Genomic DNA, 26179 nt, shown 5'->3' with positions numbered 1-26179 from the left:
TTCGTTTCGCAGTTTCGCGCTGCCGTTGGTAGCAGCATTCAGGTCTTTTCGTCGGTGAATAAACCCCCGAAATATTTCCACTCGTCGAAATAGGCCGCGGGCAGGTTATACGGCTGGCAATCGATGATCGCGCGCAGGGCGCTCTCCTGATAGACGCGAAGATAGGGCGTGCCCGGCGTCCCTTCCGGAATCGGCTGCGCTTCGAGCGTGCCGTCGCGCTTCAGCCTGATATCGATAACGATCTGCGGCTTCTGGGCTTCGATCCCGCCATAGGGTTTTTTCCAGCAGCGATCGACCTGCTCCTTGAACATCGAACCCCATGTCGCCGAATTGTCGGCGGCCTTGCCCTTGGAAAGCCCGAGCGATGCGTTCGAATTCAGCGTTTCGCCGGTCACCGCCTGCCGCGTCGGATCACGCTTGTCGAGCAGGGCCGCGATCTTGGACTGATCGAAGGTCCGTTCCTTGGGCTTGTTCTGTTGCGGCGGAGGTGTCGCGGCCTGGGTCTGCGGCTTCGGCGGCGGCTTCTTCTCTTCCTTCTTCAGCGCTTCCGCGATCGGATCGACCTTGGGCGGATCCGGTTTTTTCTCGATCGGCTTGGGTTCTTCCTTCGGCTTGCTCTCGGCGACCGGCTTCGGCGGATCAGGCGTTTTCTCGACCGGTTTTTCCACCGGCTTCGGCTCGGGCGGCGGCGAAGTGTCGGTCACCACCGGCGGCTTGTCGCTGATCTTGCCGACGGCATCGTCGTCCACCGGCTTGGCTTCGGCGACCTTCTCCACCAGCGGCTTCGGATTTTCCTTCTTGCCGGTTTTCGAGCCGGCCGTGACACGGGCGAGCTGATCGGCGGAAACGATGTCAACCGGCAGGGATTCTTCCGGCGCGGATTCGAAGGCCTTGGACGAGAACGACACCAGCCCCCACCCGATCACGAGGACGTGCAGGGCCACGGACGCGAGGAGTGTCTTGTCGACCTTCACCTTCACGCTCTCAGGTCCCCTGCTCCACCTCGGTGACCAGCGCCAGGCGTTTGAAGCCCGCGCCCGACAAAAGACCCATCACTTTCGCAACCGTACCGTAATCCGCCTTCTTGTCGGCCCGCATGAATATACGCTCATCAAGGCCGCCGCGGGCATCCGTGATCGCCTTCAACTTCGGTATCAATTCGTTGAATGCGACCTCGGTGTCGTTGATGAATATCCGGCCCTTCACGTCGACCGAAAGCTGCAATGGCGTCTTGTCCTGCTCGAGGCTCTTGGCCTGGGTCTGCGGCAGATCGAGCGGCACGCCCACGGTCAACAGCGGCGCCGACACCATGAAGATGATCAGCAGCACCAGCATGACGTCCACCATCGGGGTGACGTTGATTTCCGCCATCACGGCGCGGCGACGGCCGCGGCGGCCGCTACTCGCCGGACCTGCCATGTTCATCGCCATGATCTGATGTCCAAGATGCTCACAATGATACCGTCCCTCAAATACCTTGCCTCATGCCCGCTCATCGATCTGGCGCGACAGGATCGCTGAAAATTCGTCGGCGAATCCTTCCAGCCGCTGCGCCTGCCGGTTCACCTCGGACGTGAACTTATTGTAGAAAATAGTCGCTGGAATGGCGGCGATAAGGCCGATCGCGGTGGCAAACAGCGCCTCCGCGATGCCGGGCGCCACCACCGCCAGCGACGTGTTCTTCGAGGCGGCGATCGACTGGAAGCTCGACATGATGCCCCAGACGGTGCCGAACAGGCCGACGAACGGCCCCGCCGAGCCGACGGTCGCCAGCACCAAGAGCCGGCGCTCCAGCCGCTCGATTTCACGGGCGATGGAAACGTTCATGACCTTTTCGATCCGCATCTGAAGTCCTGCGAAAGACCGCGCCTGGCTTTCGAACGACCGCTTCCATTCGCGCATCGCGGCGACGAAACAGGCCGCCATCGATTGCGTCGGCTTGGCCGACAGCGTGCGGTAAAGCTCCTCGATCGACTGGCCGGACCAGAACGCCTGCTCGAACCGGTCCATGGAACGCTTGGTGCGCCCGTACAGGAAGATCTTGTCGATTGCGATCGCCCAGACCCACACGGAGCAGGCCAGCAGACCCAACATGACCACTTTGACGATCCATGCGGCCTGCAGAAACAATGCGATCAACGACACGTCGCCGGATGCGATCGGCAAAGCTGACTGAGCCACGTCGGCCGGATTCATTTTATCGGTATCCTCTTCAACGCATGTGTCCCAAAATCTCCGGGAGCATCGCTGCCGGTCCCACAGCCGCGCGTCTGGCGCGCGGGAAAGCGCACAAGAGCCTTTTTGTGTCGCATGGGAGGCCCGTCCAAAGCCGGAAGCCTGCATTCCCTGCCAACATGTCAAAACAAGGGCTGTCCGCGCGTCCTTACGTCACTAACCAGACGCTAATCATGGTTAAGGCGAAGTTACCACAGGGGATTTCAAAAGGCGCCATCCCGCCGACATGCCGCCGCGGGGCATAGTTTTACCGGCACAAGAAAGCCGCCCACCCGCGGGAGCAGGTGGGCGGCGGGGGTAGCCCTCAGGTTTGGGGGCGCTAGGCCTGAGGGTATGGGATCGAGGGCGTAAAACTTAAATCTCAGGGTCTGATCTTGATTGGGGCAAGCCCCCCTTTTCCGAACGCCGGTCTCGACCTTTCGGAATTATGTTTTAGCTCCGATCATGTTTTAGCCCTGCGGCTGATCGTTCGGCGGAGTCGGACGCTGGCGGTGCTGCGCCATGAACTGGTCGAACTCCTCCTTGTCCCGGGCCTGACGCAGGCGCTCCAGGAAATCCCTGAATTCGCGCTGCTCCTCCTCGAGGCGGTGCAGCGTTTCCATGCGGTATTCATCGAAGGCGCGGTTGCCGCTCGAGGGCGGGCCGAAGCCGCGGAAGCCGCCGAACGGAAAGCCGCGCTGCTCCATGCGGTCGCGCATCCGCTCCATCCTGTACTGCATCCGCTCCATCTTGTTCTGCCAGCGATCCTGATGATTCCAGCAACCCATGTTCGCGCTCCTGAGTGTGAAAAAGAGAAAGGCAAGTCCGACCGGCCACCACAGCAGGAAGCCTAAGACGGTCGCGATCACCAAACCGGGCTGCGCGCGCCAATGCGGCCGATAGGGCTCGTTGTCGGGGCCGCGCCATCGATTGACATCTGCGGTGTAGGCCATTTCCCTCTCCATCGGCGTCACGCCGTTGTGAATGTAAATAACATTTACATACCTAACCCATTCCGGGTTTTTGTCAAGCGAGGCGCAGCCGGCGCCCGTCAAATTATTTCTGGAACTTTATTTGCGAGCGCCCCAGGGACCGGAGGCAGGGCTGGCCTTGGTCTTTTGATCGGCACGCTCTGTTGGCTGGGCCGGCCCACCGCCGACCGGGAAACCGAGCCCACGCAGATAAATCAAAACCTCGGCCTCCAGCAGATCGTCGGCCGACATCGGCAGTTTGCGCCTCGCCGCATCGCCGCGCGCGAACAGCGACGCCACGCCATGCGACATCGACCAGATGTGCAGCGCCATCATCAGGGCCGGCGGCCGCGGCACGTCGGGCGGCGCCAACGCGGCGAGGCGCTCCGCGGCCGCACGGACGACGCTGAACGCGCGCTCGCTGGCCGCAAGCAGCGCCGGGTTAAGATCGAGAGGAAGCCCGGATTCAAACATCGCCGAATAGAATGCCGGCTCCTCGCGCGCGAAGGCGAGATAGGCCTTGCCGACCCGCTCGAACGCCGCAACCGTTTCCGGACGGCCATCATCCCAGGCATGGGTCAACATCGCCTCGAACTGTTCGAAGCCGCGCAGCGCGATGCTCGACAATAATTCGTCGCGGTCGCGGAAATGCCGGTAGGGCGCGGCCGGACTGACGCCGGCCAGACGCGCCGCGTCGGCGAAGGTGAACCCGGCCGGGCCTTTCTTCGCGATCAGGTCGAGCGCCGCCTGCAACAGCGCTTCCTTGAGATTGCCGTGATGGTAGCCGCGCTCGGTGCGGCCCTGCTCTTTGTTCCAGCTCATGTAAATGGCTTTTACATGAGCCGCCCGCAAAGGTCACTACAGCGTTTTTGAGCGAAGTGGATACCGGTTCGCGCGAAGAAAACGCGTCAAAACAAGAATTGAGAGCTTCGGTTCTGATTCAATCAGAACATGCTCTAGATCAACCGGCACAGCCGATGATTAACGGGCGCCGCAATCGACCCTGCATCTCGCCTCCCCCTGCGGCCTTATTGCGTCGAACCGGCCCATGCGCGGCGTCAGGCGGCGCAGCTCAAAAAGGTTGTGGGAGCCTGAAAACAATTTCGCCGGCCAATTCACCCGCCTCTTCGCGCACGCAGCATGACTTCCCGGACCAAACGCCTAAGCTCTGCCGTGACGCGGCGATGGTCCGGCGTCGTGCGCGGACAGGGCTGAACCTCAAACACCGGAGCGAGGAGTATCACGTCATGTCGGGACTACTCATCAATCTGATCATTCAGGTCATCAGTGGCGCGGTCGGCGGCAATGTCGCCGCAGGCGCAGCGAAGAATATCGATCTCGGTACGCTTGGAAACACCATCGCAGGCGCCATCGGCGGCGGCGCCGGAGGACAGATCCTCGGCACGCTGATTCCGCTGCTCGCCAATGGCGCCTCGACGCCGGATATCGGCAGCATCATCGGCCAGGTGGCCGGCGGCGGCGTTGCCGGCGCCGTCCTTACGGCCATTGTTGGCGCCATCAAGAACAGAACCACGGCTTGACCCGAAGGAGGTTTCGGTCTTGCTGAAGGCTCGCTTCGCAACGCCATGACCCGCGCGAAGCGAGCCTTCAAGGACGACGGCGCCTCGCATGATCTATTGTTCCAGTCATCGTGGCACCAAGGAGTTCTCATCGTGCCAAAGACCGGCCTGAAGATTTTTCTGTCGGTCACACTGCTGCTTGTTCTCGCCTCGCCATCGTCTGCCGAAATCCGGATTCTCGGCAGCCCCGGAGGAGCCGTCGGCCCGTTCCTCGATCTGTTCGAAAGCGTCCGCGAATCCGGTGAACGCGTCGTCATCGACGGGCCGTGCCTGTCGGCCTGCACACTGGTGCTGAGCCTGGTTCCCTCCGAGCGCATCTGCGTGACCCGTCGGGCTGTGCTGGGATTTCATGCCGCGCGATCAATGGACCGGCGCGGCCGCCTGCATGCCGAGCCGGAAGCCTCGGAGCTGGTGCTGGAAGCCTATCCCGACGCCGTGCAAGCGTGGATCTCGCGGCGCGGCGGATTGTCGTCCCGCCTATTGCTGCTGCGCGGACGCGAACTCGCGGCGATTTATCCGTCGTGCCGATGAACCATCAGCTGTCCATCGGCACCGGCTTCGCATTAGATTGCCCGTTCAATGGCTGTACTGATCGAGCGGACAATTGACCATCCAGGGGATACCGAACTGGTCAATGACCATGCCGAATCCCTTGGAGAAGAAGGTCTTGCCGAGCGGCATGTTGATGCTGCCGCCTTCGCAGAGCGCGTTGAACTTGCGCTCGGCCTCGGCGGGATCGCCGACCGTCAGCGAGACCGAAAAGCCCTGGGGCTTATGGAAATGTTCCGGAGGTGCGTCCGACGCCATCAGCACCTGGCCGTCGATCGAGATCCTGGCGTGCATGATTTTCTTTTTCCGTTCCGGCGGCGACGGCATCTCCGGCGGCGCCTCCTCGTTTCTCAGCATCAGCTCGATCTTGCCGCCGAGCGCTTTCTCATAATAGGTGAACGCCGCCTCGCAATTTCCGTCGTAAAACAGATAGGGATTGATCTGCATCGCCTGCTCCTCTGGTTGATCCCCGGATGAATGATCCTTGAAACGTTCGATAGTTTCCCTGCGCTTCAGCGCGAAAACGACATCAACACGCGTTTCACCCGAAGCATAACCCGTTTTGTCCATCGTCCCCGTGACGGCCAGCCACCCGCCAAGGGCGCCGCCGGTTCCAAGCGCTGATGCCGCCCCTAGAACGAACGGGGCAGGCGCGGTCCGACGGGGCACGTAAATTTATTTTGCCTCGTCCTGTCCCAACTTGTCTCGACCGTGACGCCCTCTCAATTTGCCGGCGACTTATCCGCCCTGGCGCCCTGCGGCCGCCCCTCGCGCATCAGACGGTCGAGATGCATGCGGATATGGGCGGCTTCCGCCGTGGTATTGGCAAGCGCGATGGCGCGATCGAAGGCAACGCGCGCCTCATCATGGCGGCCGAGTTGCATCAGGAATGCACCGCGCACGCCGAAGAAATGAAAGTAATTCGACAGCCGCTCGCCCAGTGGCTCGATCATCTCAAGCGCCGCCTCGGACCCGCGCACCTTGGACACCGCAACCGCACGGTTCAACGTCACCACCGGCGAGGGCTGCATGACCTCAAGCGCGCCATAAAGCAGATCGATCTGTTTCCAGTCGGTATCCCCGGGCTTTGCGGCGCGGGCATGCAGGGCCGCGATCGCCGCCTGGATCTGGTAGGGCCCGCTGCGGCGATGGCGCATCGCCTTGTCGATCAGCGCCAGCCCCTCCGCGATCAGCGTTTGATTCCAGAGATTGCGATCCTGATCCTCGAGCAGGATCAATCCGCCATCGGCATCGAAGCGTGCGGCGGCACGGGCATGCTGCAACAGCAATAACGCCATCAGCCCCATGATCTCAGGCTCGTTCTGAAACAGCCGCAGCAACAGCCGCGCCAGGCGGATCGCTTCCTCGCATAGTGGGTTGCGGATATCGGCGGTGTCGCCGCTCGCGGAATAGCCCTCGTTGAAAATCAGGTAGATCATCGCGGCAACGGCGGAGAGCCGCCCGGCGCGCTCCGCGGCGCCCGGCGCCTCGAACGGCACCTCCGCATCGGCGACGCGCGCCTTGGCGCGGGTGATGCGCTGCTCCATCGCGGCATCGCTGACCAAGAAGGCGCGCGCGATCTGCTTCACGGTAAGCCCCGAGACAATGCGCAGCGCCAGCGCGATCTGCTGCGTCGCCGGCAGTTCGGGATGGCAGCAGATGAACAGCAGCCGCAGGATGTCGTCGCGATAATGCGAGCCGTCGAGACGTTCGGCCAATGCCTCCTCGGTGTCGTCGAGGTCGGAGATCGCATCATCCTCGGGCAGCGGCTCCTGCTTGCGGCCGCGCCGGATATCGTCGATGGCCGCATTTCGCCCGACCATGATCAGCCAGCCTGCGGGATCGCGCGGCGGCCCGTTTTGCGGCCAGCTTTTCAGCGCCCGCAGGCAGGCATTCTGGAAAGCCTCCTCGGCGATGTCGAGATCGCGGAAGTAGCGCAACAGCGCGCCGACCGCCTGGGGACGCGCCGAGGTCAGCGCGGCGTCGATCCAGGCGACGTCGGTCACGGCTTCAGACCTCCCGGATTGAGCAGGCCGACGGGCCGGATCTCGTAAGCGCCGCCGGGATTGGCGGCGCCGAGGTCGCGGGCGACATCGAGCGCCTCATCCAGATTCCTGCAATCGACGATATAGAAGCCGAGCAATTGCTCCTTGGTCTCGGCGAAGGGCCCGTCGAGCACGACGGGCGGATTTTCCTTGCGCAGGGTCGTCGCCGCCGTCGTCGGCAGGAGCCGCGCTACCGGGCCGAGCCGTCCCTGTCTGGTCAATTTGTCCTGCACGACGGCGAGTTTCTGCATCACCGCGGCATCCTGTTCCTGGGTCCAGGAACCGACGAGGTCTTCATCGTGGTAGCAAAGGATCGCATAGAGCATACGGAAAAGCTCCCGTTCACTGTGACGACGAATAACGGGCCGCGGAGCCGACAATAAACCGGAAATATTTTGCGCCAAGCGGCTGGGCCAGTATGGTGCCGGAACGTTGAAAGATCCCGGGCAAAATCCAATGAACAAAGCTGCACTCGCGCTGCTCATCCACGGCGGAACCGAAAACTGGTCGCCGCAACGATGGAAAAGCCGATTCGACAATGTCTGCTCCAACCGGCGCGTGGTTCTGCTGCCGGATGCGGGGCTCGATCCGACCGAGATCCGTTACGCCGCGGTCTGGAAACCCGCTCCGGGAGAGCTTGCGGCGTTTCCAAACCTGCGCGTCATCTTCAACCTCGGCGCGGGCGTCGACGCCTTGATGGCCGACAGGAGCCTGCCGAAGGTGCCGCTGGTTCGCGTGGCGGTCTCCGACCTGACCGCGCGGATGACGGAATATGTCGTGCTTCACGTGCTGATGCATCATCGGCAGGAACCTTACCTGCGCGCCAGCCAGCGCGAGAAGCGCTGGGCGCCGAAATATCAATGGCCGGCGAGCGCGATCTCGGTCGGAATCATGGGCCTCGGTACGCTTGGCGCACACGCCGCGCGGGCGCTGACGCAACTCGGCTTTCGCGTGACCGGCTGGAGCCGAAGCGCGAAGCGGATCGACGGCATTGAATGCTTTCACGGCGCCGCCCAGCTCGATGCGTTTCTGCAGCAGACCGATATTCTGGTCAGCCTGCTGCCGCTGACGCCGGATACGCGGCACATTTTGAATCGCGATCTGTTCGCGAAGCTGCATCGGACCGGCCCGCTCGGCGCGCCGGTGCTGATCAACGCCGGGCGCGGCGGATTGCAAAACGAGGCCGACATTCTCGCCTGCCTTGACGACGGCACGCTCGGCGGCGCCTCGCTGGATGTCTATGAAACGGAGCCATTGCCGCCGGACAGCCGGTTCTGGACGCATCCGAAGGTCGTGCTGACGCCGCATAACGCCGCCGACACCGATGCCGACGAGATCTCGAAATACGTGGCACGCCAGATCGAACGCTTCGAATCCGGTGACGCCCTTGAAAACGTCGTCGATGCCACGCGCGGATATTAGGACGCGATCTCTTGTCGTCGTTCCCGCGAACGCGGGAACCCATAACCACAGGGAGCGGTTATTTTACATGTGACCTCCGCCACGCTGCTTCATCGATGGATTGCGCGGTATGGATCCCCGCGTTCGCGGGGACGACCCAAAAAATCAAAACGGGCTTTCACCCAAGCCCGGCACGTCCGCAGGTCGCGGGCCCGGCGCGGGCCAGCGGAAGCGGCGGTCTTGTTCGGAGATCTCGATATCGTTGATGCTGGCCTCGCGGCGTCGCATCAGGCCATGCTCGTCGAACTCCCATTGCTCATTGCCATAGGAGCGATGCCACTGGCCGCCCGCGTCGTGCCATTCATACTGGAACCTCACTGCGATGCGGTTGCCGTCGAACGCCCAGAGATCCTTGATCAGGCGATAGTCCTTTTCCTTCTCCCATTTGCGGGTGAGGAAGGAGACAATGGCGGCACGGCCTTGAAAAAATTCCGAGCGGTTGCGCCAGCGGCTGTCCTCGGTATAGGCCAGCGCCACCCGTTCGGGGTCGCACGAATTCCAGGCATCCTCGGCCATGCGGGCCTTCTGGGCGGCGGTCTCTTTGGTGAAAGGCGGAAACGGCGGACGCGACATGGTGATCTCCGGCTTTGATGATCCGCCGTGAATTTATCGCCGTGACGCGACAAGTCGATGGCATCGTGCCTATCGGCCGATAGCTAAATCAGATCGGCCTTCATCAGAAGCCGCAGCGATTTCGGGATCGGCTGCGCCCGTCCCTCGCTGATGAAGGCAACGCGAACCTGCGCCGTGACCAGCACATCCTTGCCCCGCCGCACCTCCTGCGCCAGCGTGATCGAGGCCCCCTTCACCACGACCGGCCAGGTCACGATGTCGAGCACGTCATCCATCCGTGCCGGCTTCAGAAAATCGAGCTGCATCGAACGCACGACAAACGCAAAACCCGGCGTCTCCTCATGGGCCTGTTCGAACAGCGCATGCTGCTCGGCGCCCATCAGCCGCAGATGATTGGTCCGCCCGCGCTCCATGAAGCGCAGATAATTGGCATGGTAGACGATGCCGGAAAAATCCGTGTCCTCGTAGTAGACACGGACCTGCATGTGATGACGGCCATCGCGGATCTCGCCATCGATATGAGCTGTTTGCACCTGACGTCCCCGGAAATGAGCGGGTCGTGATTCATGCGACCCTCTGGATCCGGATCACGCTCTACGCGATTGTGACATGCCCTCGCAACACGGCCGGCGTCAATTCCCTGGGTAGACCGCAAGGAATAATCCGCCCCCGGAACATTGATCGAGGTCAAGACCGGAACGCGCCAAAGGCATACCAAAGGATACCGTGGCTGGACTCGGTCCCTATACCGGCGGCCCACCAACCCCATAAAGGTGATCTCTCATGGCGAACACCGATCGATCCGCGCAGCGCGGCGAAGTGAAGGCCTATCTCGTCGGCGGCGGTATCGCTGCACTCGCCAGCGCAGCCTATCTGATCCGCGACGGGGGCCTCAAGGGCTCCAATATCTGCATTTTCGAAGAGACGGCGCAGCTCGGCGGCAGCCTCGATGGCAGCGGCTCGCCGGAGCATGGCTATGTCATCCGCGGCGGCCGCATGTTCACCTATGAGGCCTACACCTGCACCTTCGATCTGCTGTCATTCATCCCGTCGCTGACCGATCCCGCAAAAACCGTCAGCCAGGAGATTCATGAATTCAACGAGAAGCACATCCCGCATTCGCGCGCACGGCTGGTGCGGAACGGCAAAAAGGTCGACGTCTCCGTTCTGGGATTTTCCAACCAGGACCGGCTCGACCTGATCGAGCTCATGGCGGCATCCGAGGAATCGCTTGGCGCCAAGCGGATCGAGGATGTGTTCGCGCCCTCGTTCTTCACCACCAATTTCTGGTACATGTGGGTCACGACTTTCGCGTTCCAGCCCTGGCACAGCGCGGTCGAACTGAAACGCTATCTGCACCGCTTCATCCAGGAATTTCCCCGCATCCATACGCTCGGCGGCGTTCGCCGGACGCCTTACAACCAGTACGATTCGATCGTGCTGCCGGTGACGAACTGGCTGAAGGCGCAAGGCGTGCGCTTCCAGACCGGCACCGCCGTCACCGACCTCGATTTCGTCTATGGGCCGCATGGCAAGGGCGTCGAGCGATTGCACTGCGTCCATAACGGCAGGCCGGAGCCGATCGCTGTCGGCGCCGACGATCTGGTGCTCGTCACCAACGGGTCGATGACGGCGGCCTCGCAGCTGGGTTCGATGACCCAGCCGGCCGCACTTCACGACAGAGACGGCAAGACCGACGGATCCTGGACGCTCTGGGAAAAGCTCGCCGCGAAGGATACCGCGTTTGGCCGGCCTTCCGTCTTCAACGGCAAGATCGACGAATCGAAGTGGCTGTCCTTCACGGTGACGATGCGGGATCCGACCTTCTTCGAGATGATGGAGAAATTCACCGGCAACGTCGCCGGCACCGGCGGCCTCGTCACCTTCACCGATTCAAACTGGCTGATGTCGGTGGTGCTCGCCGCCCAGCCGCATTTCATCGGCCAGCCCGACAACATCAAGGTGTTCTGGGGCTATGGCCTGTTCGTCGATCAGGTCGGCAACTTCGTCAAAAAGAAGATGTCGGATTGCAGCGGCGAGGAGCTGATGATCGAGCTGCTCGGCCACCTGCGTTTCGACGCTCAAAAGGATCTGATCCTGAAAACCTCGAACTGCATTCCCTGCATGATGCCGTACATCACCAGCCAGTTCATGCCGCGCGTGATGGGCGACCGGCCGCCGGTCAAGCCTCCCGGCACCACCAACATCGCCTTCATCGGGCAGTATTGCGAAATTCCCGACGACGTGGTGTTCACCGTGGAATATTCGGTGCGTTCGGCGCAGACCGCCGTGATCGCGCTGCTCGGCCTCGATAAGAAGGTCTCACCGCTCTACAAGGCGCAGTATGATCTCGGCGTGCTGCTGGGGGCGGCGAAGACGCTGACGCACTGAAAAAAAGCGCGGCCGATCGAACTGAATGAATCAAGGTTCGGTCGGCGATTGCCTTACTCCTCGTCGCTTTCCCCGCCTAACAATCCGAACTGCGCCGGATCGCGCGTGGGTTCGGCGAGGCCGAGATGGCGGAAGGCGTGCGAAGTCAGAAGCCGGCCGCGCGGGGTGCGTTGCAGATAGCCGCACTGGATCAGATAGGGCTCGATGATGTCCTCGATGGCGTCGCGCGGCTCCGATAGCGCCGCCGCCATGGTTTCCACCCCCACCGGCCCACCGCCGTAATTCATTGCGATGGTGGTGAGATATCGCCGGTCCATGGCGTCCAGGCCCGCGCTATCGACCTCGAGCGCGCCCAGCGCGTTGTCGGCGATCTTGCGGTCGATCGAGGCGGCATCGGCGGCGGAAGCAAAATCGCGCACCCGCCGCAGCAATCGGCCGGCGATGCGCGGCGTGCCGCGGGCGCGCCGCGCGATCTCGTTGGCGCCGTCCGGCGTCATGCCGACATTGAGCACGCGCGCGCCGCGGATGACGATTTTTTCCAGTTCTTCCTCGGTGTAGAAATTCAACCGCACCGGAATTCCGAAACGATCGCGCAGCGGATTGGTCAGGAGACCGGCCCGCGTGGTGGCGCCGACAAGCGTGAATTTTGCCAGTTCAATTTTGACCGAGCGCGCCGCGGGCCCCTCGCCGATGATGAGGTCGAGCTGGAAATCCTCCATCGCCGGATACAGCACCTCCTCGACCGCCGGGCTCAGACGATGGATCTCATCGATGAACAGAACGTCGCGCTCTTCGAGATTGGTGAGCAGGGCGGCAAGATCGCCGGCCTTGGCGATGACGGGGCCGGAGGTGGCGCGAAAGCCGACGCCGAGCTCGCGCGCCACGATCTGCGCCAGCGTGGTCTTGCCGAGGCCGGGAGGGCCGACGAACAATACATGATCCAGCGCCTCGCCGCGCTTGCGCGCTGCCTCGATGAAGATCGAGAGATTGGCGCGCGCCTGCTGCTGCCCGACGAATTCCGACAGCGATTGCGGGCGCAACACGGTGTCGCCGACATCGTCGGTGCGGCGTTCAGGGGTGACGATACGGGAGGGCGGGTTCACTTCGCCAGCTCCTTCAAGCCGAGCCGGATCAGTTGCGCGGTTTCCGCATTCTCGCCGGCGCTGCGGGAGGCCGAGGCAATCGCCGCGGCCGCCTGCGGCTGGCCGTAGCCGAGATTGACCAGCGCCGAAATCGCATCTGTGACCGGACGCGGCGCGCGTTGGTCGTCGAGCGCGCCGGACAGATGCACCAGCGCCGGATCGACATTGGCGAAGTGAGGCGCCTTGTCCTTCAATTCGGTGACGATGCGCTCGGCGACTTTCGGGCCGACGCCCGGCGTGCGCGTCACCGCCGCCTTGTCACGCAGGGCAATCGCGTTCGCAAGTTCGGCCGGCGGCAAGGTCGAGAGCACCGCGAGCGCCACCTTGGCGCCGACGCCCTGCACCGTCTGCAACAACCGGAACCATTCGCGCTCGACATCGCTATGAAAGCCGAACAGCTTGATCTGGTCCTCGCGCACATAGGTTTCGATCGACAGCACCGCGGCCTCGCCGGATGACGGCAGCGTTTGCAAGGTGCGCGCCGAGCAATGCACCTGATAGCCGACACCGCCGACATCGAGGATCACGTAGTCCTCGCCATAACTGTCGATCAGGCCCTTGAGCTTGCCGATCATAGGCCCATGACTTTCATCCTGAGCGCCGCGCTGGCGCGGTGATGCGCATGGGTGATAGCGATCGCCAGCGCGTCGGCGGCATCGGGCGATTTCGGCTCGGCCTTCGGCAGCAAGATCTTCAGCATCACCTGGATCTGGTTCTTGTCGGCATGACCGGCGCCGACCACGGTCTTTTTCACCTGGTTCGGCGCATATTCCGCGACCGATATCCCGAACATCGCCGGCGCCAGCATCGCGACGCCGCGCGCCTGCCCGAGTTTCAGCGTCGCGACGCCATCCTTGTTGACGAAAGTCTGCTCGACAGCGGCTTCCGCCGGCTGGAAGTCGCCAAGCACCGCCGCAAGCCCCTCATGGATCGCGAGCAGGCGGCTCGCCAGCGGCAGGTCGTCCGGCGGTTCCACCGAGCCGCAACCGATAAAGCTCAGCCGGTTGCCGTCGATCTCGATCACGCCCCAGCCGGTGCGGCGCAGGCCTGGATCGATGCCAAGGATGCGGACGGGATGGCGAATCGGCGGCGATGTCATGGGGTAGTGATAACGCCGGAGCCGCGGGAACGAAACACAAACAGAACGTCATCCCCGCGAAAGCGGAAATCCGATACGTCGGAGCCGTGGAAGCATTCCGCGACTACATCAACCGCCCATCTTCTCCATCAGGGCGTCGGAAACCTCGAAATTGGCGTAGACATTCTGCACGTCATCATGCTCGTTCAACTGATCGATCAGCTTCAACAGCTTTTCGCCGGTCTCGTCGTCGACCGCCACGGTGTTATGCGGCTTCCAGGTCAGCGCCGCCTTGCGGGCTTCGCCGAATTTGGCCTCCAGCGCCTTGGCGACGTCGCGGAAGGTTTCCTGCGAGGCATAGATCTCGTGCCCGTTTTCGCTTGAAACCACGTCGTCGGCGCCGGCTTCGATCGCCGCATCCAGCATCGCGTCATCGGAGGCGACACTGGCGTCATATTCGATGACGCCGGTGCGGTCGAACATGAAGGCAACCGAGCCGGTTTCACCGAGATTGCCGCCCGACTTGGTGAAGAAGGAGCGGATGTCGGAAGCCGCGCGGTTGCGGTTGTCGGTCAGCGCCTCGACGATGACGGCGACGCCGCCCGGACCATATCCTTCGTAGCGGATCTCGTCGTAATTATCGCCCTCGCCGCCGACCGCCTTCTTGATGGCGCGCTCGATATTGTCCTTCGGCATGTTTTCCTGGCGCGCCGCGACCACGGCCGCGCGCAGGCGGGGATTCATCGCCGGGTCCGGGGTTCCCAGTTTCGCCGATACCGTGATTTCGCGCGCCAGCTTGCCGAACAGCTTCGACTTCTGGGCGTCCTGCCGCCCTTTGCGGTGCATGATGTTCTTGAATTGGGAATGGCCGGCCATGCGAGGTCTCTTGGATTCGTCCAGAACGTTAAGGAGGGGAAGCGCGGCCTTATAGGCCGCGACCCCGGTAAAATCAAAGGTTTACCGAAATTTTTAGCCCGCGATAATGGCGCCCTTCGGCCCGCGAGGCGACACCGCCACCGCATCGGGCGACCACGGCAAGGATGAATTCGCCGCGGATTTTCAGCAATCCCGAACGAAAAAGCACAAACGCGAGCAACCACGGCGCCAAAATTCCGCAAGGACTTTTCGTCTAATCGTTCCCGTCCGCGGTTCAAGCCAGCGTTGCAAAGATATATCGCTTCTTCGCGCGCCGTCGCGCGATATAGTTCGAATCGATATGCGATCAGCCCAAGGCGAATTTCGCCACGGCGTCCGCTGCCCGCGGCGCCGCATTGGAGGTTTTGATGACAACCACGCTGATGATCAATGGCGAGCAGAAGTCCGTCGATGCTCCGCCGGAAATGCCCCTGCTTTGGGTGCTGCGCGACATCCTCGGCATGACCGGCACCAAATTCGGCTGCGGTATCGCCCAATGCGGCGCCTGCACGGTACATGTCGACGGCAAACCGGTGCGATCCTGCGTGCTGCCGGTCAGCGCCGTGCGCGACCGCGCCGTCACCACCATCGAAGGCGTCAGCGCCTCGCCCACCGGCGCGAAGGTGCAAAAGGCCTGGCTCGATCTGGAGGTGATCCAGTGCGGCTATTGTCAGTCGGGCCAGATCATGTCGGCAGCGGCGCTGCTCGCGGCCACGCCAAACCCCGACGACTCCGACATCGATGCGGCGATGGCCGGAAATATCTGCCGTTGCGGCACCTATGTGCGGATCCGCGCAGCCATCAAGCAGGCTGCGTCCGGGCGTCAGTCGTAGGGAGGCCGTCATGACCATCGCAGCGAAAATCCCCGACGCGTTTTCACGCCGCACCTTGCTGACCGGCGGTCTGGCGAGCGGCTTTCTGTTCGCCTTCCACGTTCCGGTCCGCGCCGCCAATGAGCCGGTGCAACCGCCGGACACGACCGACGGCAAATTCGCGCCCAACGCCTTCATCCGAATCGACGCCGCCGGCCATACCGCGCTGGTGATGCCCCAGGTCGAGATGGGACAGGGCATCTACACCGCGGTGGCGATGATCCTGGCGGAAGAACTCGACGCGGATCTGGCGCAAGTGACGCTGGAGGCCGCGCCGCCGAACGACAAGCTTTACGCGAATCCGACATTCGGCATTCAGGTCACGGGCAATTCCAATTCGATCCGTGCATTCTGGAAGCCGCTGCGCAATGCGGGCGCCAGCGCGCGCGCCATGCTGGTGCAGGCGGCCGCGCAACAATGGCAGGTCGAACCGGCCAGTTGCACCACGTCGAAAGGCGAGGTCACGCATGGCGCCAGCGGCCGCAAGCTTTCCTACGCCGAGCTCGCAAGCACGGCCGGCAGCCAGACGCCGCCGAAGGATGTCGCGCTCAAGGATCCCAAGGATTTCGTCTATATCGGCAAGCCGCTGAAGCGGTTCGACACGCCCGACAAGGTCAATGGCAAGGCGGTCTACGGCATCGACGCGATGCTGCCCGGCATGAAATTCGCGACGCTTGCGGCCTGTCCGGTGTTCGGCGGCAAGGTCGGCAAGGTTGACGACAGCGCCGCCCGGAAGATTCCGGGCGTGCGGCAGGTCGTGATCCTCGACGATATGGTGGCGGTGGTCGGCGATCATATGTGGGCCGCGAAAAAAGGACTCGAGGCGCTCAGGATCGATTGGGCCGAGGGCCCGAATGCGCGCATCAGTTCCAAAGACATCTGGCAGGACCTGCGCGCGGCCAGTGAAAAGGACGGCGTGGTCGCCAAATCCACTGGCGATATCGCCAAGGGCCTCGCCACCGGCGAAAAATACGAACAATCCTACGAGCTGCCGTTCCTGGCCCACGCCACGATGGAACCGGTCAACTGCACCGTTCACGTGACGCCCGATTCCTGCGAGATCTGGACCGGCACCCAGATCATGACCCGGGTGCAGTCGGCGGCGGCGAAGGCGGCCGGCTTGCCGGTCGACAAAGTCACCGTCACCAACCATCTGCTCGGCGGCGGCTTCGGACGCAAGCTCGAACCCGACATGGTCATTGCCGCGGTCCGCATCGCCAAACAGGTCGACGGGCCGGTGAAGGTGGTGTGGACGCGCGAGGAGGACGTGCAACACGATATCTATCGCCCGGTCTATCGCGACACCATTGCCGCGACGCTGTCGGACGGCAAGATCGTGGGCTGGAAGTACAAGGTCACGGGCTCGGCCGTGATCGCGCGCTGGTTGCCGCCGGCGTTCCAGAAAGGCATCGACATCGACGCCATCGATAGCGCCGTCGACATGCCCTACGACATTCCGAACTTCCACGTCGAATATGTGCGGGCCGAACCGCCGGCGGTGCCGACCGGATTCTGGCGCGGCGTCGGTCCGAACAACAATGTATTCGCGATCGAATGCTTCATCGACGAACTGGCGCGCAAGGCCAACAAGGATCCCGTGGCTTTCCGCCGTGACACGCTGGGAGAGCCGCGGCTCAAGGCCGCCCTCGATTATGTGGCCGAGAAATCCGGCTGGGGCCAGCCGCTTCCCTCGCGTGTCGGGCGCGGCGTCAGCGTCCAGCCTTCGTTCGGCAGCTTCATCGCGACCGTGGTGGAAGCCGAGGTCGATGAACAGGGCGAGGTGCATCTGCGCCGCGTCACTTCCGCGGTCGACGCGGGCATCGCCGTCAATCCCGATATCATTATGGCGCAGATCGAAGGCGGGCTGATCTTCGGCCTGACCGCCGCGCTCTATGGCGAGATCACGATCGACAAGGGGCGGGTGCAGCAGTCCAATTTCCATGATTACCGGATGCTGCGCATCGACCAGGCGCCGAAAATCGAAGTGCATGTCATCAGCAGCGGCGAAGCGCCCGGCGGCATCGGCGAGACCGGCGTCACCGCAGGGCCGCCGGCGCTGCGCAACGCGATCTATGCCGCGACCGGCGTGGCGCTGCGCAGGCTGCCGATCGACCGCAGCCTGATCGCGGCGGGAAAAAAATCATGAGCCCGGCCATGCGCATTCTCGCAGGTATCGTTGTGATCATCGTGGCGGCGCTGGCGGCCGGTCTCTGGGTGCTCCGCGGCCCGGGGCCGATGGCTTTCTCCGGCGGAACGACCGTGGCGCTGTCGGATTATCGCGGCACCAATCCGGCCGGCGTTCCTGCATCCCTCGCCCAGGCGAGCCTGGTTGAACGCGGCGCCTACCTGGCGAAGGCCGCGGACTGCATGGTCTGCCACACTGCGCCCGACGGCAAGCAATATGCCGGCGGCCTTGGCTTCAAGCTGCCGTTCGGCACGCTCTATTCGACCAACATCACGCCCGACAAGGAAACCGGCATCGGCGATTACAGCGACCAGGATTTCCTGAACGCCCTGCACCGCGGCGTCCGCCGCGACGGCGCGCGGCTTTATCCGGCGATGCCCTATACGTCCTATACCTATCTCACCGACGCCGACGCGCTGGCGATCAAGGCCTATCTGTTCAGCCTGCCGCCGGTGCGCGCGCCCGCGCCCGCCAATACGCTGGAATTTCCGTTCGACCAGCGCTGGGGCATGATGTTCTGGTCGGCCGTGTTCAATCCGGACACCCGGTTCGAGCCCGATACGTCGAAGAGCCCGGAATGGAACCGGGGCGCTTACCTCGCGGAAGCCCTCGCCCATTGCGGCGAATGCCACACCCCGCGCAATCCGGCGTTCGCGCTCGACAACCCCAAGAAATTCGCCGGCGCGATCACCGCCGGCTGGCGCGCCTTCAACATCAGTTCGGACAAGCAAACCGGCATTGGCGCGTGGCATGACGACGATCTGATCTCCTATCTGTCGACCGGACATGCACTCGGTCATGGCACCGCGTCGGGCCCGATGGGCGAAGCCGTCGACCAGAGCCTGAGCCAGCTGGCGCCCGACGATATCCGCGCCATCGTGGCCTATCTGCGCAGCGTGCCCCCGACCCCGTCGCCCGATCTGCCGGCGACGCTGGCGCCGCCCGCGCCGGCCTCGCACAAGGACGGCGTCACCGCAGATGCGCGCGGCAAGATGGTGTTCGAAGGCGCCTGCGTTTCCTGCCACGGCTGGACCGGCGAAAGTCCAGTCTCGCCGTTCGCCACGCTCACCGGCGCCTGGGCGGTGAACGATCCCGGCGCGACCAATGTCGCGCAGATCGTGATCGCCGGGACCAGGCGGAATACGCCGGACGGCGCGATCTCGATGCCCGCCTTCGGCGACGCCTATTCCGACGACGAGATCGCGGCGGTCGCCAATTATGTGACGGCGCGTTTCGGCGGCAAGGGATCGAAGCTGACGGCGCAGGACGTCACCGAGCTGCGCAAGCAGGTGTCGCAGTAACCGAGGCTGACGGAGCACAGGTCGCGCGCCACAGCGTCGGAGGCGTCATTTCCGATTCGATTTTCAAACAACGGAAAAGAACGGAAAAGACAAGCATCCGCCCTCTCGCGGCGCGATAGCGCCCGAGCGTTGCAAAATCCTCTCCCTCGAAAGCAGAGGGCGCAGCGCGACCCTCAAGAGAGGGCGCAGGGAAAGCCGGGTGCCCGTTGCACCCGCAGCCTCGCGTGCAAAGTAGATAAGCACACGAGTTCGTCACCACAGGTACACCGGGACAACCCGGCCTTCCCTGCGCAATGGTTTTAACGGCTTACTCCGCGCTCTCCCCGGTGACCGGGCTCTATTGTCACCGTCGCCAGCGTGATGCGCAGGCATCATCGCCAACTTGACGCCAGCGTCGGGGCGTCAGGACCACACGGCTTCGCCGTCCGCGTTCATCGGCGTTCGTCTCTCGCCGCTGCCGCGTCCACCGCTTCCCGCACCAACGTCCGTGACGATCGCGATACGCCCCTCTTGCGGGTGCGGGATGGGGCGCGACATGGCGGTGATTTGGCCTGGCTGTGAACCGAAATATTTTCGAGAAGAGGGCTGGACACCAGAATCGCAGAACAGCCGGTCAGGCAAATCAGCCCGTAGCAACCATTAAATACGATCGTCATTCCGGACGATGCGAAGCGGCGATCCGGAATCTCGAGATTCCGGGTCTGGTCCTTCGGACCATCCCGGAACGACGAAGGCTAGATTCAGCCCGTCGGGCAGATTGAGCCGAAGGCGTAATCCGCCAACTCGGCGACTGTAAGGGCGGAATACGCGATCGCTATTCCGCCCTACGATCCGGTTGCATTTTCGGCCCGACTCTCACGGCATCCAGAACCCCGGCAGCGCCTGTTCCAGCCGGCCGCCGACCCGCACCGGCGCGATGCGCAGTGCCAGACCGGTGGCATCGTCGGTCTCGACCGCAACGCCGCTGAGCGTCGCAGCCCCCAGCGCCGGCTCGAACCGCCCGGACGGAATGCCCGAGGTGAAGCGACGCAACGGCTCCTCCTTCTGCATGCCGATAACCGAATCATAATCGCCGGTCATGCCGGCATCGGTCATGTAGCCGGTGCCGCCGGGCAGGATCTGATGATCGGCGGTCGGCACATGGGTATGGGTGCCGACGACGAGGCTGGCGCGGCCGTCGCAGAAAAACCCGATGCCTTGTTTTTCGCTGGTCGCCTCGCCGTGGAAATCCACCACGATCACATCGGCTGCCATGCCCAGCGGACAGGCCTCGATTTCGCGATGGACGGCTTCGAACGGATCGTCGAACGGCGTCATGAAGACGCGGCCGATCGCGTTGACGACGAGCGCGCGCCTGCCGCTTTTGGTGTCGACCAGCGCAGCGCCGCGGCCCGGCGTGCCCTTCGGATAATTCGCCGGACGAACCAGCCGCGGCGCACGCTCGATAAAGACCAGCGCCTCGCGCTGATCCCAGGAATGATTGCCGAGCGTGACGACGTCGGCGCCGGCGTCGAGAAATTCCTGGTAGATCGCCTCGGTGATGCCGAATCCGCCGGCGGCGTTCTCGCCATTGACGACGACGAGATCGAGCGCCCAGTCACGGACCATGCCGGGCAGATGTTCCGCAAGCGCGGTGCGCCCCGCCCTGCCGACGACGTCACCGACGAAAAGAATACGCAAGTCATCCACTCCGGAAATCGAACACTTTCGCTTCCGTTAGCACATAATCCAGCGCCACGTCGTGCGTCAGCGACGGCACGGCTTCGATTTCCTGCACGGCGAAGGCGATGCCGACCGCCGTGACCGCCTTCGACCGGCGCAATTGCGCCAGGCTGCGGTCGTAATATCCGGCGCCATAACCGATGCGGTGCCCGGCGCGATCGAAGGCCGCCAGCGGAACGAGCAGGATGTCAGGGATAACCTCGGCGGCCTCGGGCGGCGGTTCGAGAATGCCGAACGCGCCGCGCACGAGTTCATCACCGGCGGACCAGGCATGAAATCGCAGCGGCTGATCGCGCCCGGCGATCACCGGCAGCGCCAGCGTTGCACCTTCTGTGGCGAGCCTTTGCAGCAGCGGACCTGGATCGATCTCACTGCGGATCGGCGAATAGCCGGCGACAATTGCGCCGCGCGCAAGGGCGAACGGCAGCCCGCGCGCGGCGATGGCCTGCGCCGCAGCGATGCGCTGCGCGCCGCTCAGCACATCGCGTGCTGCGAGGGCGGTTGCACGGAGTTCTGCCTTTGATCGCTCTATCGACAAGGCTGGCATTCCGCGTCACGCTTTGCAGTCGTCACCCGCGTGGCTGGCGAACACGCGGAAACTCGCAGTGAAAGAGAAAAGTGCGAAGCCACAATGGCCGTTGGAGCGCTCGATCCCGGAGTTCCCTACGAAAGTAGGTGGGCACCATATGTCCGGGTCCACGGACCCGGCCAGGGACAGTTCCCTAAAGGATCGATAAGGCCCCGGGGATATATGGCTCCTGACGTGCGATGCAGCCTCGCCGGACCAATGTAACCACGATGAGCGTAATCCGCCAGCGCTAACGCAGCCATCACCCGATTGCGACGCCGCCGCCGATGGTGCGGTTGATCACTTGCGTCGCTTTCTCGATGCGGTCGGCGGCCGCGTTCAGCGCGTTGGCGACCGCGGCCTGCACCGTCTTGGCGCGATCGGCCGAGGCGGTGCGGACGCCGCGCAGAGCTTCGAGCTCCTGCTCCAGGCTGGTGATGCGATGATTGGCGTCGAGCAATTCGTCGCTGGTCATCAGCGCCGCCATCACGGTGAGGCGGGCGTCGCCGATTTCGCCGAACTTGCCGCGCAGCGATCCGATCCGCTCCTCGAACCCTTCCGCGAGGCTCAACAGCCGCGTCTCCTGCCCGGCCTCGCAGGCCATCCGGTATTGCCGGCCGTTGATGGTGACGTTGACATGGCTCATGGACTCTCTCCCGCATCCAGCACGGCGCGGATCGTGCTGATCGCCGCATCGAGCCGTTCGGCGATCTCGCGATTGGCGCGCTCCAGCCGGCGTGTTTTCACCAGCGATCCGTCGAGTTCGTCGGCGAGCCGCGAGCGATCCGAACCCAGCGCCTGAATCCGGCTCGCCAGCTCGTCCTCGTCGCGATCGGCTTCACGCCGCCGCTCAACCGCGCTTTCCAATGCGTCGAGCGCGGCCATCAGCCGCCGCGTCGCGGCGTCAATGTCCGCCGAAAATGGCTCGGCATGGCCGAGGCCGTTGGAGGAACGATCGCTCATGCAGTCAGCGCAGGCCCTCATCATGCGGCCGCGGGGCGACAAAATACCACGGCTCAGCAAGCGGTTAGAGCACGAAATTTACGTGGCAAGCGAGGCCAACGCAACGCCGCTTGCAAACTATGCACCGCAAAGCAACTTTTCGGCCGAGTTAGGCGTTTCATCGCCTTGGACTCCGGGAACACAGGTGCTATCCAGCCCCCGACTTTCCGTGGGCCCCCACGCCCATATCGCAACCAAGCATCTCATTTCAGACGGATTTTCATCATGACGCAGGTCGATCACACCCGTATGGCCAATGCGATCCGCGGGCTCGCGATGGACGCGGTCGAAAAAGCCAATTCGGGACATCCCGGCCTGCCTATGGGCGCGGCCGACATGGCCACCGTGCTGTTCACGCAGTTCCTGAAATATGACGCCGCCAACCCGGCATGGCCCGATCGGGACCGCTTCATCCTGTCCGCCGGCCACGGCTCGATGCTGCTCTATGCGCTGCTCTATCTGACCGGCAATTCCGAGATGACGCTCGACCAGATCAAGCGGTTCCGCCAGCTGGGATCGCTGACGCCGGGACATCCGGAGAACTTCCACACCAAGGGCATCGAAACCACCACGGGGCCGCTCGGCCAGGGCATTGCGACCTCGGTCGGCATGGCGCTGGCGGAGAAGATGCTGGCCGCCGAATTCGGCAAGAAGATCGTCGATCATCGCACCTATGTGCTCTGCTCCGACGGCGACCTGATGGAAGGCATCTCGCAGGAAGCGATCGCGCTGGCCGGGCACTGGAAACTCAACAAGCTGATCGTGCTGTATGACGATAACGGAATTTCGATCGACGGCCCGACCTCGATCTCCGACTCCGTCGACCAGGTGAAGCGCTTCAAATCGGCCGGCTGGGCTGCCGAGTTGATCGACGGCCAGGATCAAAAGGCGATTGCGGCCGCGATCACGCGGGCGCAAAAATCCAGCAAGCCGTCGCTGATCGCCTGCAAGACCACGATCGGCTATGGCGCGCCGACCAGGGCCGGCACCGCGAAGGCCCACGGCGAAGCGCTTGGCGCCGTGGAACTGAAGGGCGCCAAGGAAAAGCTCGGCATCTCGCTCGAGCCGTTCTCGGTGCCCGACGATGTGTTGAAGGCCTGGCGCGAAGCCGGCAGCCGCGGCGCGGCCGCGCGCCAGGAGTGGGAATCCCGCTTCGCGGAATTGGGCAATCGCAAGCGCGCCGAATTTGAACGCCGGCTGCGGCATGAGCGTCCGGCGTCGCTGGCGAAAGCGCTCAAGGCCCACAAGAAAGCTTTGCTTGAGACACCGCAGAATATCGCCACCCGTAAATCGTCCGAATCCGCGATCGACGCGATCGCGGAGGCGATGCCGCTCGAATTCCTCGCCGGTTCGGCCGATCTGACCGGCTCCAACAACAACAAGGCGAAAACGGCAGTCGATTTTTCGGCCAAGACGCCGAAGGGCCGTTTCGTCCATTACGGCATCCGCGAGCACGGCATGGCCGCGGCGCTGAACGGCATCTTCCTGCATGGCGGCTTCGCGCCGAACGGCGCCACCTTCCTGTGCTTTACCGATTACGCCCGCCCGGCGATGCGGCTGGCCGCGCTGATGGGCACCGGCGTCGTCTATGTGATGACGCATGACTCGATCGGCCTCGGCGAGGACGGCCCGACCCATCAGCCGGTCGAACATCTCGCCGCGCTGCGCGCCATCCCCAACATGCGCGTGTTCCGGCCCTGCGACGCGGTCGAGGTGACGGAGTGCTGGGAGCTGGCGCTGAACCGGATCGACGGTCCGACGGTGCTGGTGCTGACCCGCCAGAACCTGCCGCAACTGCGCACCACTGTACCGAACGACAATCCGTGCAGCCACGGCGCCTATGAGCTGGTCGCGGCCCAGGGCGAGGCGAAAGTATCGTTGTTCGCATCCGGCTCCGAAGTGGAGATCGCGGTCGACGCCCAGAAACAGCTCGCCGCGCGCGGCATCGCGTCGCGGGTGGTCTCGGTGCCCGCGCTTGAGCTGCTGCTTTCGCAGCCAGCCGACCAGAAGCAGGCCATCATCGGCAACGCCCCGGTCAAGATCGCGATCGAGGCGGCGGTGCGCTGGGGTTGGGATGCCGTGATCGGCCCGGATGGCGAATTTATCGGCATGCACGGTTTCGGCGCCAGCGCCCCCGCCAAGGACCTGTTCAAGCACTTCGGAATTACCGCCGAGGCCGCGGTTAACGCTGCCCTGAAGCGGCTTGGCTGAACTCTATAGCGTTTTCGAGCGAAAGCCTGCCCCGGACTTGGATAACGGGGCGGATCCCGGTTCGCGTCGAGAAAACGCGTCAAAATCAGGAATCCAAAGCCCGGTTCTGATTCACCCAGAACCGAAAAGGCTTTGGCCCGGCGGTTGAGGTTGCCCGGAAAAAGGGCTACCTAAACCGCATATTATCCGTTCTCGTCCGGCCGAACCGGGCGATCTGCCTTAAAAATCTCCGTGGCGTGCCGTCCGCGGGGTTGGCACCAGCTATGAGAGGAGAAACGCGAGATGGCAGTCCGGGTCGCAATCAACGGGTTTGGCCGTATCGGCCGCAATGTACTGCGGGCTATCGCGGAATCCGGCCGCAAGGATATCGAGGTGGTCGGCATCAACGATCTCGGCCCGGTCGAGACCAACGCCCATCTGTTGCGCTTTGATTCCGTGCATGGCCGCTTCCCCGGCACCGTGACCGTCGAAGGCGACTCGATCAGCGTCGGCAACGGCAAGATCAAGGTCTCCGCCGAACGCGACCCCACCAAGCTGCCCTGGAAAGAGCTCGGCGTCGACATCGCGCTGGAATGCACCGGCATCTTTACCGCAAAGGACAAGGCCGCCGCGCATCTGACCGCCGGCGCCAAGCGCGTGCTGGTCTCCGCGCCCGCCGACGGGGCCGACGCGACCATCGTCTACGGCGTCAACCACGACACGCTGAACAAGGATCATCTGGTCGTTTCCAACGGCTCCTGCACCACCAATTGCCTGGCGCCGGTGGCGAAGGTGCTGAACGACACCGTCGGCATCGAGACCGGCTTCATGACCACGATCCACGCCTATACCGGCGACCAGCCGACGCTCGACACCCTGCACAAGGATCTCTATCGCGGCCGTGCCGCGGCGATGTCGATGATCCCGACTTCCACGGGCGCGGCCAAAGCGATCGGGCTGGTGCTGCCGGAATTGAAAGGCAAGCTCGACGGCGTCTCGATCCGGGTGCCGACGCCGAACGTCTCGGTGATCGATCTCAAGATCGTCGCCAAGCGCGCGACCGACATCAAGGAAATCAACGAGGCGATGAAGCGCGCCAGCGAGCAGCAGCTCAAGGGCATCCTCGGCTACACCACCGCGCCCAACGTCTCGATCGATTTCAACCACGATCCGCACTCCGCCACGTTCCACATGGACCAGACCAAGGTGCAGAACGGCACGCTGGTGCGGGTGATGGCCTGGTACGACAATGAATGGGGTTTTTCCAACCGCATGGGCGATACCGCGGTGGCGATGGGGAAACTGCTGTAGCGGAGCTTCACCTCTCCCATAGGGAGAGGTCGATTTGCGCAGCAAATCGGATGAGGGGTTCAGGTCTTTCGTAAAAGCCGCGCTCCCTCACCCGGCGCTACGCGCCGAC

General features: G+C 63.5%; 27 protein-coding genes and 1 other RNA gene. 9 read left to right on the top strand and 19 right to left on the bottom strand.

Features of this window, described 5'->3' with window-relative positions; translation table 11 throughout:
* Nucleotides 1-38: 38 nt before the first annotated feature.
* From HB630_RS17515 to HB630_RS17495, 5 genes are all read right to left on the bottom strand, one after another.
* Nucleotides 39-974: a cell envelope integrity protein TolA gene (locus HB630_RS17515; RefSeq protein WP_213773650.1), complete on the bottom strand. Its 936-nt coding sequence runs from the start codon at nt 972-974 to the stop codon at nt 39-41.
* Between the two features lie 10 nt (nt 975-984).
* Nucleotides 985-1431, bottom strand: coding sequence for a protein TolR (tolR, locus tag HB630_RS17510; protein WP_213773515.1), 447 nt, complete (start codon nt 1429-1431; stop codon nt 985-987).
* 51 nt (nt 1432-1482) lie between these two features.
* A complete protein-coding gene (tolQ, locus tag HB630_RS17505) occupies nt 1483-2196 on the bottom strand; it encodes a protein TolQ (protein ID WP_213773514.1) in 714 nt (237 codons plus the stop codon).
* 488 nt (nt 2197-2684) lie between these two features.
* On the bottom strand, nt 2685-3167 hold the full coding sequence (locus HB630_RS17500) for a DUF2852 domain-containing protein (protein WP_213773649.1): 483 nt from the start codon (nt 3165-3167) through the stop codon (nt 2685-2687).
* Between the two features lie 117 nt (nt 3168-3284).
* Nucleotides 3285-4007, bottom strand: a complete 723-nt coding sequence (locus HB630_RS17495) for a TetR/AcrR family transcriptional regulator (RefSeq protein ID WP_213773513.1) — start codon at nt 4005-4007, stop codon at nt 3285-3287.
* A 425-nt stretch (nt 4008-4432) separates the two neighbouring features.
* On the opposite strand from HB630_RS17495, the gene HB630_RS17490 reads away from it, so the two are divergent.
* Together HB630_RS17490 and HB630_RS17485 are read left to right on the top strand one after the other, a co-directional pair.
* Entirely contained in the window at nt 4433-4726 is a 294-nt protein-coding gene (locus HB630_RS17490; protein WP_213773512.1) for a hypothetical protein, read from the top strand.
* 147 nt (nt 4727-4873) lie between these two features.
* Nucleotides 4874-5296: a hypothetical protein gene (locus HB630_RS17485; protein WP_213773648.1), complete on the top strand. Its 423-nt coding sequence runs from the start codon at nt 4874-4876 to the stop codon at nt 5294-5296.
* A gap of 45 nt (nt 5297-5341) precedes the next feature.
* Here HB630_RS17485 and HB630_RS17480 read toward each other — a convergent pair whose 3' ends face one another.
* From HB630_RS17480 to HB630_RS17470, 3 genes are all read right to left on the bottom strand, one after another.
* Nucleotides 5342-5761: a VOC family protein gene (locus HB630_RS17480; RefSeq protein WP_213773511.1), complete on the bottom strand. Its 420-nt coding sequence runs from the start codon at nt 5759-5761 to the stop codon at nt 5342-5344.
* 275 nt (nt 5762-6036) lie between these two features.
* Nucleotides 6037-7320 carry a sigma-70 family RNA polymerase sigma factor gene (locus HB630_RS17475; protein ID WP_213773510.1) on the bottom strand — a complete coding sequence of 428 codons (1284 nt, stop codon included), beginning with the start codon at nt 7318-7320 and terminating at the stop codon, nt 6037-6039.
* Entirely contained in the window at nt 7317-7685 is a 369-nt protein-coding gene (locus HB630_RS17470) for a YciI family protein (protein ID WP_213773509.1), read from the bottom strand. The genes HB630_RS17475 and HB630_RS17470 overlap by 4 nt, the downstream gene beginning before the upstream one ends.
* A gap of 130 nt (nt 7686-7815) precedes the next feature.
* On the opposite strand from HB630_RS17470, the gene HB630_RS17465 reads away from it, so the two are divergent.
* Nucleotides 7816-8781, top strand: a complete 966-nt coding sequence (locus HB630_RS17465; RefSeq protein WP_213773508.1) for a glyoxylate/hydroxypyruvate reductase A — start codon at nt 7816-7818, stop codon at nt 8779-8781.
* Nucleotides 8782-8925: 144 nt separating this feature from the next.
* Here HB630_RS17465 and HB630_RS17460 read toward each other — a convergent pair whose 3' ends face one another.
* Nucleotides 8926-9393: a nuclear transport factor 2 family protein gene (locus tag HB630_RS17460; RefSeq protein WP_213773507.1), complete on the bottom strand. Its 468-nt coding sequence runs from the start codon at nt 9391-9393 to the stop codon at nt 8926-8928.
* 83 nt (nt 9394-9476) lie between these two features.
* Complete coding sequence (gene ybgC, locus HB630_RS17455) at nt 9477-9926, bottom strand: tol-pal system-associated acyl-CoA thioesterase (RefSeq protein ID WP_346656106.1); 450 nt, start codon at nt 9924-9926, stop codon at nt 9477-9479.
* 250 nt (nt 9927-10176) lie between these two features.
* On the opposite strand from ybgC, the gene HB630_RS17450 reads away from it, so the two are divergent.
* A complete protein-coding gene (locus tag HB630_RS17450) occupies nt 10177-11784 on the top strand; it encodes an oleate hydratase (protein ID WP_213773506.1) in 1608 nt (535 codons plus the stop codon).
* Between the two features lie 53 nt (nt 11785-11837).
* On the opposite strand, the gene ruvB is transcribed toward HB630_RS17450, so the two are convergent.
* The 4 genes from ruvB to HB630_RS17430 all read right to left on the bottom strand — a co-directional run bounded on the left by ruvB (nt 11838) and on the right by HB630_RS17430 (nt 14880).
* Nucleotides 11838-12887 (bottom strand): Holliday junction branch migration DNA helicase RuvB, encoded by a 1050-nt coding sequence (ruvB, locus tag HB630_RS17445; RefSeq protein WP_213773505.1) that lies wholly within the window; start codon nt 12885-12887, stop codon nt 11838-11840.
* Complete coding sequence (ruvA, locus tag HB630_RS17440; protein WP_213773504.1) at nt 12884-13501, bottom strand: Holliday junction branch migration protein RuvA; 618 nt, start codon at nt 13499-13501, stop codon at nt 12884-12886. Before ruvA ends, ruvB begins: the two co-directional genes overlap by 4 nt.
* Nucleotides 13498-14025, bottom strand: coding sequence for a crossover junction endodeoxyribonuclease RuvC (gene ruvC / locus HB630_RS17435; protein ID WP_213773503.1), 528 nt, complete (start codon nt 14023-14025; stop codon nt 13498-13500). The genes ruvA and ruvC overlap by 4 nt, the downstream gene beginning before the upstream one ends.
* A 108-nt stretch (nt 14026-14133) precedes the next feature.
* The gene (locus tag HB630_RS17430) at nt 14134-14880 is read right to left on the bottom strand and encodes a YebC/PmpR family DNA-binding transcriptional regulator (protein ID WP_213773502.1); all 747 of its coding nucleotides are present in this window, start codon (nt 14878-14880) and stop codon (nt 14134-14136) included.
* A 407-nt stretch (nt 14881-15287) separates the two neighbouring features.
* Here HB630_RS17430 and HB630_RS17425 point away from each other — a divergent pair, with 407 nt between their 5' ends.
* The 3 genes from HB630_RS17425 to HB630_RS17415 are packed head-to-tail and all read left to right on the top strand — an operon-like array spanning nt 15288 to nt 19277.
* Complete coding sequence (locus tag HB630_RS17425) at nt 15288-15752, top strand: (2Fe-2S)-binding protein (protein ID WP_213773501.1); 465 nt, start codon at nt 15288-15290, stop codon at nt 15750-15752.
* Nucleotides 15753-15762: 10 nt separating this feature from the next.
* Nucleotides 15763-17937, top strand: coding sequence for a xanthine dehydrogenase family protein molybdopterin-binding subunit (locus tag HB630_RS17420; RefSeq protein WP_213773500.1), 2175 nt, complete (start codon nt 15763-15765; stop codon nt 17935-17937).
* Nucleotides 17934-19277 (top strand): cytochrome c, encoded by a 1344-nt coding sequence (locus HB630_RS17415; RefSeq protein ID WP_213773499.1) that lies wholly within the window; start codon nt 17934-17936, stop codon nt 19275-19277. The genes HB630_RS17420 and HB630_RS17415 overlap by 4 nt, the downstream gene beginning before the upstream one ends.
* Nucleotides 19278-20132: 855 nt before the next feature.
* Here the strand turns inward: HB630_RS17415 and HB630_RS17410 are convergent.
* The 5 genes from HB630_RS17410 to HB630_RS17390 all read right to left on the bottom strand — a co-directional run bounded on the left by HB630_RS17410 (nt 20133) and on the right by HB630_RS17390 (nt 22530).
* Nucleotides 20133-20957 (bottom strand): TIGR00282 family metallophosphoesterase, encoded by an 825-nt coding sequence (locus HB630_RS17410; RefSeq protein ID WP_213773498.1) that lies wholly within the window; start codon nt 20955-20957, stop codon nt 20133-20135.
* A 1-nt stretch (nt 20958) separates the two neighbouring features.
* Nucleotides 20959-21531 (bottom strand): 5-formyltetrahydrofolate cyclo-ligase, encoded by a 573-nt coding sequence (locus HB630_RS17405; protein WP_346656108.1) that lies wholly within the window; start codon nt 21529-21531, stop codon nt 20959-20961.
* 87 nt (nt 21532-21618) lie between these two features.
* A non-coding RNA gene (gene ssrS, locus HB630_RS17400) (6S RNA) lies at nt 21619-21779 on the bottom strand.
* A gap of 50 nt (nt 21780-21829) precedes the next feature.
* On the bottom strand, nt 21830-22213 hold the full coding sequence (locus HB630_RS17395; RefSeq protein WP_213773496.1) for a cell division protein ZapA: 384 nt from the start codon (nt 22211-22213) through the stop codon (nt 21830-21832).
* The gene (locus tag HB630_RS17390) at nt 22210-22530 is read right to left on the bottom strand and encodes a DUF4164 domain-containing protein (RefSeq protein ID WP_213773495.1); all 321 of its coding nucleotides are present in this window, start codon (nt 22528-22530) and stop codon (nt 22210-22212) included. Before HB630_RS17390 ends, HB630_RS17395 begins: the two co-directional genes overlap by 4 nt.
* 264 nt (nt 22531-22794) lie before the next feature.
* Here HB630_RS17390 and tkt point away from each other — a divergent pair, with 264 nt between their 5' ends.
* Both tkt and gap read left to right on the top strand, forming a co-directional pair.
* Nucleotides 22795-24780: a transketolase gene (gene tkt / locus HB630_RS17385; protein WP_213773494.1), complete on the top strand. Its 1986-nt coding sequence runs from the start codon at nt 22795-22797 to the stop codon at nt 24778-24780.
* Nucleotides 24781-25062: 282 nt separating this feature from the next.
* Complete coding sequence (gene gap / locus HB630_RS17380) at nt 25063-26070, top strand: type I glyceraldehyde-3-phosphate dehydrogenase (RefSeq protein ID WP_213773493.1); 1008 nt, start codon at nt 25063-25065, stop codon at nt 26068-26070.
* Nucleotides 26071-26179 lie beyond the last annotated feature (109 nt).

Source organism: Bradyrhizobium sp. dw_78 (assembly GCF_018449525.1).
GTDB lineage: Bacteria > Pseudomonadota > Alphaproteobacteria > Rhizobiales > Xanthobacteraceae > Bradyrhizobium.
The sequence above is the reverse complement of the archived record's forward strand: the minus strand, read 5'-3'. Positions and strand labels throughout refer to the sequence as shown.